We start from the raw sequence: 12,720 nt of genomic DNA on the forward strand, positions 1-12,720 counted from the left end.
CTTTATCAACATTCAACTTACTGAATGCTTTTGAGCTTTTCTCTCAAAATGCTCATGTAATCTGTATTCGCATATCTGTTTGGTCCAAGCGTATAAGATCTTATTATTTTCCTTTAACACATCGAACTCCAATTTAAACATCTCTCCATCAAAAGAAACTATATTATTCGAGCTGCCGGACCATTTACTCATTGGCATGTCTGCTATTAATTTGCTTACTTTCTTTTCGTCATACTTCCATAGTCGTTGAGAGTTTTTATCGGAAAAGTCGATGTTTCTACGATATTCTTTTTCGGTAAGATACTGATGAAAGAAAGGCGCTACTTCTTTAGATGTTACAGGTAATGTCCAATTTTCGATTCCACGATTGAGCATATACAAGAGAACAATCATTTTGTAGCTTTTCGCCATTCCTGTACTTTCGACTTCTTTTATCCATTTTTCATATCTAGTGAGGACTTGTTCTTCTTTTTCATTTAATTCATTTGCCCACGATAAAAAGCTAAGGTAAGAGTTAAATTCTTGCTTGTATTCTTTACTATTCGCACTACCATACAGATGTAGTTCAAGGTAAGTTGGGCGATGGCCTAGCTCTTCTTTTAAATTTAAATAAGCACCGTGTAATTTTTCTTTACGAGGTTGTCGTTTTCGTTGTAGTTCTTTCAATAAGTCGATTACATTTAAATCTAAAATTGAGTTCACAATTTCTTGGTACTTGAGGAATTGCTCGGGCTTTTCCTTTTTCCGGTTGAGGATCCCGATCAAATAAACTCATCTTAATATCTGCATTTCGATAGTTACCGATCAAATCAATGATATGACAATACTCTTTTTCATCATGAAGCCGCAAGCCTCTTCCCACTTGTTGCGTAAATATTGTCAGTGATTCCGTTGGCCTTGCAAATAACAACGTATCTACTGATGGTATATCCACACCCTCATTAAATAGGTCAACCGTAAAAATAATATCAATTTCTTGATTCGTTAATTTCTGAATCACTTCTTTACGGGATATGTTTTTGTTCTTTGAATTCAAACTAACGGTTCGATAACCATTGTGATTAAAATAATTTGATAAAAAATCAGCTTGCTTAATCGAAGAACAAAAAGCTAATGTTCTTGTTTGGCAGTGGTCTAACCAGGCATTCAAGATTCTGTCAGCTAAATCATCCCTTAACTGAGCAAGTAATAACTCTTCTTGATCATATTTATTTCCAAGCCATGTAATTGCTGAATAGTCCGTATCATCATAAACACCAAAATACTTAAATGGAGTTAACCATTCCTTCTCAATCGCTTCTATAAAGTGAAGTTGGTAAGCCACATTACCATCACATAGTCCATAAACATCTTTATTGTCCATACGATCAGGTGTAGCCGTTATTCCCAGTAAAAACTTTGGTTCGAAATGCTGAATGACCTTTTGATAAGAGTTGGCGGCTGCATGATGAAATTCATCAACAACGATTAAATCAAAATGATCTGGAGAGAATTTCTTTAGGTTATGATCCGTTCCAATAGTAAAAACAAAAGCAAAGACACATTCACAATCTGTTTCTTTGTTTTTTGCATTATAAATCCCTGCCGATTTTTCTGGCATAATATGTAGAAACGATTTCTTTGCCTGGTAAAGTATTTCTTCACGGTGTGCCACAAATAATACCCGATTAAAATTTCTAGCAAAAAATCCTGCCAAATAGGTTTTCCCCAGGCCAGTCGCCATAACCACCATCGACTTGTTATAGTTTTCTTCAAACGTGGTTTCCAGTGCAGTTAGGGCATCCTTCTGTGCAGGTCGTGGCGTTATCTCTTTCTCATTACTTATCTCAACTTCATAAGTGGTTGGCTCATCATTTACTTCATCGCTCTTTGGATCACTTGAATACATTAATTCAGTTTCTTCTTGCTCGGTCCATTTCTTCGCAATATTATGAGAAGCATGGAATTTTCCATATTCTTCACGGTACTTTTTTATTGTTTCAGCATTAACTGGAATCGTATCTTCATGATAAAACGTCTTTAAGTACATATCCATAGCTTCCTGGTAACTTAAAGGTTCTACCGATTTATTCATGTATAGATTCCACTCTACCCCTTTTGTTAACGCAGAAGCTGAAAGGTTAGATGACCCAATTATAAAAGAACCTTCATTCTGATCATTACTTTGACCAAATAAATAAGCCTTTGGATGAAATGACTTCCCCCTGCTTCTCCACAGTCTTACCTCAAGTCCATGAATAGAGGTGAGACTTTCTAATGCATCTGGTTGGGTAATGTAAAGATAATCACCAGCACATAGCTTTATTTCCGATCCACGTTTAATTGCATTTTCCAAATGAGGTTTAATAAGTTCTACCCCTGATTTCATAACAAAAGAGGTCAGAATATAGATAATATCTGAACTCTGAACCTCTTGTTGTAAATTGTCTATCAATCTATCGGTTATTAACTTTACTTTACTCATCTTCAACATCAATCAAGAAAATACGATCTTAAAATCCCCCGCGCTTTGCTGCTTTTTCCTTCCGAACAGCTTCAAGTTCTTCAACTGAAGAATTATGTACAGAAATTAAAGAATGAATTAGCTCTAAAATATCTGCAAGTTCTTCAATAGATGAAGCGTCATCACTAGCCTCTAAATATTCATTCAATTCTTCTTTTAACTTCTCTTTTAACTCGACCTTATACTCATCTTCTTCCATAATACGAGTATTAAAGTTCTTTCCTGTGTTTTTAATAATCTCTGGAATGAGATCACGAACCAATTTATTGTCATTAACATATCCCCTTAAGTAGTTTTATAGTAATTATGTAATAATTATTTTATATTTACAACTTAATAAAAATCCACCTCAGTATAATTGGTTTAGTATTTGATACGGTTCTCATTGATTGATCCTAAATTCATCTAGCTCTTTGTATGTATCTACAAGATATTTATATTCATTTTCTTCTAGTGGTATTGTGTGTGCTATTTTATTCCTTATGGGAGTAATATAATTAAGTTGCATAATTAATCTTTGAGGAATTACTAATAATTTCATATCTGAATACATTTTCAATGTACTTATTGGATGAAATAAATTATCAAAAGCTTTAATAGGTCTTCTATTGTTTATCTATTTATAAGAAATTTCATACCAGTTTGCTCCATATAACAAATCCATATTTTCAGAAATAAATAATCTAATAAAGTTTTCAATTTCATAAAATCTACCATAAGCATAAATCATTTTTTAACTTCATTTTTATCTAGCATAGAACACCTTTCCAAACCCTTTAACTTTTTGTAATATATATTCTTTCATCCACCTCATACTCAAAAGTAACAGTCTCTATTGTATCAGTAGGTACTTCCAGCCAAAATACAATTTTGCTAGAGGTTTCTTTATTATAAGTGTGGCTTGTGTCTTTCATTTTCCAGTTGCGGTCGTAGAGGTCGTGTGTGATTTTCATGAGGGCTGGTTCTTCTTTATGGTTCTTGATGGTATATTCCCATTTTTCTGTGCGGATTCCTTTTTCATCTTTATAACTATCAATACTGTTCCCTTCACAGACGATATCGAAAGCATCCCCGAGATAGAGTTCTACCGTTTCATTTTTCGGTGTATGATCGATACGGTCTTCTCCTATGAATTCAAGGCTTCCATCATTCCTATCCTCTTGATAGACCTTCACTTTTCCTTTAGGTAATGGCAATCCTAGTTTTTGGACTTGTTTGTTTTCGAATTCAAGCTTTATTTCGGCTTTATCGTTGTAAGGGTTGAATGAATAGTAGTGTTTATATGGAATTTCTTCTGCCTGAATGAAGTTGATTTGCTTGGATTGGTTGTTTTTCAATGTGGTCATATGCTGCAGGGTGTACATGTGGTAGTCGGCGAAACTTTGTTCTTCGAATGATGGTTGTGAACTTTTTTCCATCGAATATAAAACTGGTTCATCTGGTAGCGTTAACTCGTAATCCTCGACTCGATTCACATCCCCAGCAATGAGCTTCACTTTTACATTGTCGAAGGTTGTGCCTGCATTGTTCTGGATGTTCACCCAGCCGGATAGATTGAATGTCTTGTCCTTCAGTTCTACGACATAGTTGGACTCCCATTCCATCCCTTTTGTAAGGTAGGATACATTGATTTGATCCGTTTTTGAAGGTTTAATTTTCCAAATCAACGCCGGTTTGACGATCAGTTCGCCTGGCAGCTTCGGCAGGATCAGTTCCTCTTTCGGATCGAGGACGATTTCTTTCGTTTCTGTATGCTCTAGAACGATGCCGCTAGCGACACTCAACAGTCGGTATTCCTTCCGTTCATTTTTCTCCTTATCTAATAAAAACACGTTCTGGTCTATGTATTTCTCGAGCAGTTTCGTTTTGCTCACAAGATCATAATCGTAGTTCAGTTCAAGTATGTTAAGTCCTTCGACGAGGATCGAATCGGTTTCGATCAGCTGCGCAACATCAAGGTATTGGATCTCCGTTTCCTCACCTGTCAGTTCAACTTTGCGCTTTTCCTTTACGACACCAAACCCGTCGTTGTAGATTGTCAATGCCAGTTCTTCTGTATCCTTACTGTATGAATGATAGGTCATGTTAAACCCTCCCCCTTTTCCCTATAATAACAGAAAAAGGTATCCAAAATATATGTTTACTAAAATGGTAGAATGATAGTTAGACATACATAATGAAAGGTTGATAGTGATGAAGGGTCAGAAACGGATACGGGATTATGGTGTGAAAATCGGAAAGCTGGAAACAGGAGAGTGGAATGCGATTACCGATGTGGAAGGAGTGACGGTCGGGCATGTGACGCTTGCGGATGGTGAGGTACAGACGGGTGTGACGGCGGTTCTTCCACTTCAGGGGAATATTTTCAGAGAAAAATTGATTGCGTCTAGCCATGTGATCAATGGTTATGGAAAAACGGTGGGGACGATCCAGATCGAGGAACTGGGGACGTTGGAGACACCGATCCTATTGACGAATACCTCGAGTATCGGAATTGTTGCCGATGCGCTGATCGACTATATGCTGGAGGATAATCCTGAAATCGGACGTGAGACAGGTACGGTCAATCCGGTTGTGGGTGAATGCAATGATATGTATTTGAATGATATCCGAGCTCGGTCCATCACGAAGGAGCATGTCTTCGAGGCGATTGAGAATGCTTCCGTTGAATTTGAAGAAGGGGCAGTCGGTACTGGACGCGGGACGCTCGCCTGTTCCATAAAAGGCGGAATCGGCACCTCTTCGCGAAAAATGGAGACGGAACATGGGACGTATACGCTAGGCGTTCTTGTCCAATCGAACTTCGGAATGCTCAGTGATTTTAGGGTTGACGGGAAAGCGGTAGGTCCTGAGTTGAGAGATTCCATTTTGAATGTAAAGGAGGAAAAGGATAAAGGATCAATCATGATGATTGTCGCAACGGATCTCCCTGTTTCCGAGCGACAGTTGAACCGGATCTTAAAACGGACGGTTACAGGACTGGCGCGGACTGGATCGACGGTTGGAAACGGAAGCGGTGACATCGCCCTCGGTTTTTCTACTGCCACAAGGATTCCCCATAAGAAACCGGATTACCTCCTCTCCATTCCGACGATCCATGAAGCAGATATGGACCTCGCTTTCCGTGCAGTAGGGGAAGCGGTTGAAGAAGCGATTCTGAACTCAATGATTACTGCTGAAAAAGTCGTCGGTCGGGATGGGAATGAACGGCCGACGTTGAAAGATTTAATTGAAGAGTATGATATATCACTCGTATAAGGAAAGGGATAGACTGCATAATGCAATCTATCCCTATTTATGACTATTTTCTTTCAAAAGAATTTTTTATAGTTGTGTTTGAGGTTCGTATTGTTTTTGTTCATGTTTGATTTTAGCTTGAGCTGCTGCCAGTCGTGCAAGAGGTACACGGTATGGTGAACAGCTTACGTAATCCAACCCTACCTCATGGGAGAACTGTATCGATGATTTTTCTCCACCATGCTCGCCGCAAATTCCTGTTTTCAACCCTTGTTTTGTACTCCTGCCAAGCTTTATGCCAGTTTCAACAAGCTTTCCGACACCTTCTTGATCAAGAGATGTAAATGGATTTTCTGATAAAACATCATTTTCGATATAGGCTTGAAGGAATTTACCCTCTGCATCATCACGACTGTATCCGAATGTTGTTTGGGTTAAATCATTCGTTCCAAACGAGAAAAAGTCCGCCTCTTGAGCAATTTGGTCAGCTGTTAAAGCTGCACGTGGTACTTCGATCATCGTACCTATGAGATAATCAAATTTCTGCCCGGTTTCTTCTTCAACCTGTAACCCGGAATCGATCACCAATTTCCGCATTTCTTTCAACTCATTTACATGTCCGACCAAAGGAATCATAATTTCAGGTTTTACGTCTATGCCTTTTTCCATAACCTTCGCAACGGCATAAAAAATGGCTTTGGTCTGCATGAGGTAAATTTCCGGGTAAATCATACTCAAACGGCAGCCACGGTGGCCTAACATTGGGTTGAATTCATCCAACTGCCGTACTTTTCTTAACAGATGCTCTTTATCATGTAATTCCTTACCGTTTGGATCTGTCATCTGAAGCTTGGTTACTTCAACTAGCAGTTCTTCCTTATCCGGCAAGAACTCATGAAGAGGAGGGTCTAATAAACGGATCGTTACAGGATAACCCTGCATTACTTCAAAGATTCCTTCAAAATCCTCCTGTTGCATGGGTAACAGCTTGGTAAGGGCTACTTCACGCTCCTCATATGTTTCAGCAAGGATCATATCCTGAACAATTGGGATACGCTTCATATCCATAAACATATGTTCTGTACGGCACAATCCGATTCCACCTGCGCCAAATTCAAGGGCCTTCTTGGCATCGGCAGGATTATCCGCATTTGATCTTACACCTAGTGTCCTTTCCTTATCTGCCCAATCAAGCAACAATTGAAACTCATCCGAAAGCTGTGGGTCGATCATTGGAATTTCACCTAAGAAAATTTCACCCGTTGAACCGTCAATCGTAATACGATCCCCTCGGTTGACAATCGTATCTCCCACTTGGAACTGCTTCAACTTCAAATCAATACGCAATGCATCACAGCCACAAATACAAGCTTTACCCATACCTCTTGCAACCACAGCTGCATGACTTGTTATTCCTCCACGGCTCGTGACTGTCGCCTGGGAAGAAACGATTCCATGAATATCATCCGGTGTTGTTTCTGGACGAACAAGAATGACCTGTTTGCCATCTTTCGCCAATCGTTCTGCTTCATCCGCATCAAATTCGACCTGCCCTGTTGCGGCCCCAGGTGATGCGGGTAGACCTTTGGCTAATGGTTTCCGTACGTATGATTCATCAATACGGCGATGGAGGAGCTGATCAAGCTGATCTGGATCTACACGTAAAATGGCATCCTGCTTACTGATGATTTGTTCATTTACGAGTTCAACCGCGATTCGCAGAGCAGCTTGAGCCGTTCGTTTCCCTGTCCTTGTCTGGAGAATGAACAGTTTTCCTCGTTCTACTGTAAACTCGATGTCCTGCATGTCTTGATAATGCTTTTCAAGAAGGTGACTTGTTTCAACAAACTGCTCATAGACTTCTGGCATTTTCTCCTGGAGAGTAGCGATGGGCTGCGGGGTACGGATCCCAGCAACAACATCCTCACCCTGGGCATTTATCAAATATTCACCGTAAAGTTTTGCTTCTCCAGTAGATGGATTCCGGGTAAAAGCAACTCCCGTACCCGAATCATTGCCCATATTTCCAAATACCATGCTTTGGATATTTACAGCTGTTCCAAAATGACCAGGGATTTTCTGAAGACGACGGTATACGATTGCACGTTGGTTATTCCATGAATCAAATACGGCACGGATCGATAAGGATAATTGTTCCTTCGGATTCTCAGGAAAAGTCCTTCCAGCATGCTTTTCAACAAGATCTTTGTATCCCTTGATCACTTCTTTCCAATCATCTGCAGACATTTCAGGGTCTGATTGGTAGCCTTTTTCAATCCGATACTCTTCTAAAAATTGCTCAAAATAAAAAACATCAACTTTCAACACCACATCACTGAACATCTGAATGAACCTACGGTAAGAGTCATAAGCGAAACGAGCGTTTTTCGTAAGGTTTGCCAAGCCCTCTACTGTTTGATCATTCATCCCAAGGTTCAAAACTGTATCCATCATTCCTGGCATCGAATGTACTGCACCCGAACGGACAGACACAAGCAACGGATTGGAAGGGTCTCCAAGACGTTTACCTGTTTTTTCTTCAAGGTTTTGAAGAGCTTTTGAAATCTGAAACTCGATCTCTGCAGGAATGGATTTTCCTGACTCGTAATACAAATTACAAGCCTCTGTCGAAATGGTGAATCCGTAAGGAACAGGCAAACCGATCCGAGTCATTTCTGCCAGGTTAGCACCCTTTCCTCCTAAAAGTTCTTTTTGTTCACTACTCCCCTCATCGAACATATAGACGAATTTAGTCATCGAATATTACCCCTCTCTTTTTTAACATCGCTAATATTAAGTCTGCTGTTTCCTCTATTGCTTTATTTGAGACATTGATAATAGGACAACCTATTCGTTTCATAATCTTTTCAGCATAATCTAATTCTTCAAGGATCCGATTTAAATTCGCATAATTCGCTTGGGCTGTTAATCCTAAATTCTTCAATCGTTCCTTCCGTATTTCATTCAATTTATCAGGTGTTATGACTAAACCTACACATTTATTTTTAGGAATATCAAAAAGTTCATCAGGAGGCGTTATTTCGGGTACTAACGGTACATTTGCCACCTTGAATCTTTTATGGGCCAGATACATGGAAAGTGGTGTCTTTGATGTTCTGGAAACACCAATCAATACAATATCTGCACGGCTGAGCCCTCTTACATCTTGCCCATCATCATTTTTGACTGCGAACTCAACTGCTTCAACTCTACGAAAATAGTTTTCATCCATTTGCCTTATAAGTTTTGGCTGACGTACTGGTTCTTTCCTGAATTTTTGACTGAATGCTTCCATCAGCGGATTCATCAAATCAATCGCAATGATTCCCTCTTCCCTTGCCCCATCATCAAGATATTGCTTTAAAGAAGGCACCACCAGTGTATAGGCAATGATGGAATTACTATACTTCGCAGCAGTAATGACATTATTAAGATCTTTTACATCCTCTACATAAGAAATATGTTTAATTTCAACCTCTCCACCGTTAAATTGTGCTGCAACTGCTTTTACCATCAGTTCAGCTGTTTCGCCAACCGAATCAGAAACGACATAAACGATTTCCTTGTTTTTCACATATGATCTCCCTCTTATTTTGACTTGTAGTGTTGAATTTTAGGTTATACTAATAATCTATAAATCTCTATTTATGTCATACTAATTAATTTAATAGTATATTACTATTAATACTGCTTAGATACAATCCTTTTAACATGATTGTATTAAAAAACTTTTGGCAAAACCCGCTCGTCGATGGTTTTTCTTTATAAATCTTAGGAAGGTTTGTATAACCTGTTGTTTTCCCCATACTTGATATATGGGTCCTAAAGTCCATCCGGCTCTCTGTGTATTCTCCATCGCTGAATATTCCCCTAGCACTAGAAACGTAAAAAAGACACCATCCAAGTGGAGGGTGTCTCAAATAATATTGACATTATTGAAGGATCAATTGATTGAGTGTTTTGGGATATTCAGTGATCAACTCGACTCCATGTTTTCTGATGACAACTGTATCAGAGTGTCTGAATCCACCTATTCCTGGGACGTATATTCCTGGTTCAATACAAAATACCATGCCTTCTTCCAGTATTAAATCATTATCAAATCGGACATAGGGTTCTTCATGTGCAGAAATTCCCAAACCATGTCCGGTTCGATGGACAGCATATTTCTCTAAGTTTGCTTTTTCGATGAGATCCCTTGCTACTTTATCCACTTCAGCCGCCTTTACCCCTGGACGAATGAATTCCAATGCTTTCAATTGTGCTTCTGTCGCCACTTCAAAAATCTTCTTTTGTTCATGATCGGGTTCTCCGACAAAGATGGTCCTTTCTAATTCAGCCCGATATCCATTCAGGGCTACCTGACGACTGTGGATGATGACATCTCCCTTTTCGAACCGTCTTGTATTGGAGAAAACATGTGGTAACGTCGTTCTCACTTTACCTGATGGTGACATGACGATGAGGTCCAATGTCGCCTCTTGATATTCATTTGATGCTTTTTTATAGATCTCCAAATTACCCTTTGAATCGATTTCCAATTCACTTGTCCCTTCCATACAAGCTTCGATGGAAGATTTCACACCCAGGTTGACTAATTCCCCCGCTTTTTTCATCATTTCAATTTCATCTTCATCTTTAATATAGCGCATACGTACCAGTTGTTCTCCTACATCCGATATGGAAAAGCCGAGATCTGAAATGAAATGATAGAGACTGGCAGGTGCACTTCCCAGGTCCAGTCCCATCCGGGTGCCATGGGAGTATTTGGTCAAAACTTCCCTTACCACCTTCATTTGATTGGTGTTCACCTCTTCTGGATGCTCATAATAAACTTCGACATGATCCACTTCTGCCTTCTGGATTGCATGGAGCTCTTCCAGACCAGGAACGATCAACGTACTTTTTTCAGCATCAACAACTAAATAAATAGGTCGTGAGTAAATTAGAGCTTTAAATCTAGTCAAGTAATATTGGTGATCAGGCAACATGACAACTGCAGCAGACAGATCATTTTCTTTCAGGTAACTTCGAAAACTCCCTATACGCTTTTTGATATTCATCTGTAATACCCTCCAATTTATTTATTTATTGATCGTTGTTGATGGTTGGACGTCAAGCTTTTTCGGCTTTGTCATTAAACTAACAACAATCAACGCGAGTAAGGACAGAGGCAATGAAAACAATACACTGTTCCAATCCATTGGTTTCTGAAGACCGATTTCCCAGAATATCGTAGCAAATCCACCGATAATGATCGATGACAAAACACCAGCAGTAGTGGCTCTTTTCCAAAGGAAACTAGCCAGAATCGTCGGAGTGATTGCAGCGCCATACATCGTGTAGGAGTACATCTGAATGGCTAACACGGATGGGAAGAACTGTCCAAGACTATATGCAAAAATCCCAAGGAGGATCACGATATAACGATTCAAACCAAGAATCTTACTCTCATCAATTTTTTTCTTTTTTAGCCCCTGAATCAAGTCATAGACTAAGTTACCTGCTGATGATAATAAGTAGGAGTTTCCAGTAGTGATGATGAATGCGACCGATGCAGCAAGAATAAGTGAGCCTATTCCGATTGGAAGTCCACTAGCTGCAAGTTCTAAGATAGCAGTATCTGGAGGAATATTCGGGAAAAGTACGATCGAACAAGTCGCAAGCAAAATCGCCAGCCCCATGATCAATAAATCCCCGGCCAGGAATCCCATGGTTGATTTCTTGGCGACTTCGGGAGATTTTGCGGATGAAAAACGTTGATACATATTCTGGTCGCCCAGGATCAGAAGAAAGGTTGGTAAGAAAAAGCCCAATAATTGAGGAATGGTCAATCCTCCATCCCATGCTAATTGATGGTCCGCTAATCCAGCCGTCAATCCTTCGAACCCGCCAACAGCTGATAAAGCAAACGGAATACCAATAATAAAACCAATAACGATGAGGAAGGAGCTTAGAAAGTCTGTATAGGCTACAGAGAACATTCCACCTGTCGTAGCGAGAAAGATGACGACAGCTGCAGTAATCAACGTACCTAATTCAACAGACATTCCAGTGGTGAGATGGAGAACATAACCTCCACCGATGAATTGATAAGAAGTGATCCCTACATAAGCTAATAAGATAAATAACGCAGATATCGTCCTCGTATTCTTTCCGAATTTGATTTCCAACATTTCCGGAATGGTATATTTACTCAAGGAACGTGCCTTATCAGCTATGAAATATAGAATAAATATACCGATCGGAGCACCTGCAAAGTAGATAATCGAGGCAAAGGGTCCATATTGATAGATAAAGCTGGCTCCTCCAACAACAGTTCCAGAACCAACCCATGTAGCCAAAAGTGTACCGATTAAAACAATTCTAGGTAACCGTCTCCCAGCCACCATGAAATCTTCACTTGTCCTCACTTCTCGTTTCGCATAATAAATCCCCATGCCAATCATCAACAGTAAATAAAGGACCACAACAACAATGTAGACGTTACTCAAACTTTTCTCCTCCTCTACTATTAGAACTACTAATATCTGCTTGTTTATTCAATATATCTTCTATCGTTTTCATGGAGGCAATCAGCTTGTTGAGTTCTGAGGTAGGAATATCCTTGATCATTCTATTTACATAAAAATTAGAAGAGTCAATTAGATTTTTTGTTTGTTCTCGTCCCTTATGGGTAATAACCAATTGGACTTTTCTCTTATCCTGATCATACTGTTTTTTTATAATTAACCCTTGATTGCTGAATTTATTAAGGATTCTGCTCATGTATCCTTTGTCTATTGAAAAGAACTCACACAGTTCATTTTGGATACAAACGTCTCTAGAATAGATTTCATATAAAATCTGTGATTCTAGTAATGAAAACAAACTGGTTTCAGAGTATTGATTTACCAGCCCTAATACCCGAGTATAAAATCGATTGAACTTCCTGATTTCTTCATTATACAAATTATTCACCATTTTCTGATTATTTAATT

8 protein-coding genes and 1 pseudogene are annotated in these 12,720 nt (G+C 39.3%); 1 reads left to right on the top strand and 8 read right to left on the bottom strand.

Going from position 1 to position 12,720, the window contains the following annotated elements; translation table 11 throughout:
- Positions 1–12 precede the first annotated feature (12 nt).
- The 3 genes and pseudogenes from L1611_RS07575 to L1611_RS07585 form a co-directional block, all read right to left on the bottom strand.
- Positions 13–2,464 (bottom strand): annotated as a pseudogene (locus tag L1611_RS07575) (DEAD/DEAH box helicase family protein).
- 28 nt (positions 2,465–2,492) lie between these two features.
- On the bottom strand, positions 2,493–2,765 hold the full coding sequence (locus L1611_RS07580; protein ID WP_236312484.1) for a nucleoside triphosphate pyrophosphohydrolase: 273 nt from the start codon (positions 2,763–2,765) through the stop codon (positions 2,493–2,495).
- 514 nt (positions 2,766–3,279) lie between these two features.
- Positions 3,280–4,587, bottom strand: a complete 1,308-nt coding sequence (locus tag L1611_RS07585; protein ID WP_236312485.1) for a DUF4139 domain-containing protein — start codon at positions 4,585–4,587, stop codon at positions 3,280–3,282.
- A 109-nt stretch (positions 4,588–4,696) separates the two neighbouring features.
- On the opposite strand from L1611_RS07585, the gene L1611_RS07590 reads away from it, so the two are divergent.
- Positions 4,697–5,761: a DmpA family aminopeptidase gene (locus tag L1611_RS07590; RefSeq protein WP_236312486.1), complete on the top strand. Its 1,065-nt coding sequence runs from the start codon at positions 4,697–4,699 to the stop codon at positions 5,759–5,761.
- Between the two features lie 66 nt (positions 5,762–5,827).
- On the opposite strand, the gene ppdK is transcribed toward L1611_RS07590, so the two are convergent.
- From ppdK to L1611_RS07615, 5 genes are all read right to left on the bottom strand, one after another.
- Positions 5,828–8,497 carry a pyruvate, phosphate dikinase gene (ppdK, locus tag L1611_RS07595; RefSeq protein ID WP_236312487.1) on the bottom strand — a complete coding sequence of 890 codons (2,670 nt, stop codon included), beginning with the start codon at positions 8,495–8,497 and terminating at the stop codon, positions 5,828–5,830.
- Positions 8,490–9,314, bottom strand: a complete 825-nt coding sequence (locus tag L1611_RS07600) for a pyruvate, water dikinase regulatory protein (protein ID WP_236312488.1) — start codon at positions 9,312–9,314, stop codon at positions 8,490–8,492. The genes ppdK and L1611_RS07600 overlap by 8 nt, the downstream gene beginning before the upstream one ends.
- 358 nt (positions 9,315–9,672) lie before the next feature.
- Positions 9,673–10,803, bottom strand: coding sequence for a M24 family metallopeptidase (locus tag L1611_RS07605; RefSeq protein WP_236312489.1), 1,131 nt, complete (start codon positions 10,801–10,803; stop codon positions 9,673–9,675).
- Between the two features lie 21 nt (positions 10,804–10,824).
- Positions 10,825–12,234: a sodium:solute symporter family protein gene (locus tag L1611_RS07610; RefSeq protein WP_236312490.1), complete on the bottom strand. Its 1,410-nt coding sequence runs from the start codon at positions 12,232–12,234 to the stop codon at positions 10,825–10,827.
- Positions 12,227–12,691 (bottom strand): MarR family winged helix-turn-helix transcriptional regulator, encoded by a 465-nt coding sequence (locus L1611_RS07615; protein WP_236312491.1) that lies wholly within the window; start codon positions 12,689–12,691, stop codon positions 12,227–12,229. Before L1611_RS07615 ends, L1611_RS07610 begins: the two co-directional genes overlap by 8 nt.
- Positions 12,692–12,720: the final 29 nt, after the last annotated feature.

This window comes from Pseudalkalibacillus salsuginis (assembly GCF_021646685.1).
In the GTDB taxonomy this organism is placed as follows: domain Bacteria; phylum Bacillota; class Bacilli; order Bacillales; family Fictibacillaceae; genus Pseudalkalibacillus; species Pseudalkalibacillus salsuginis.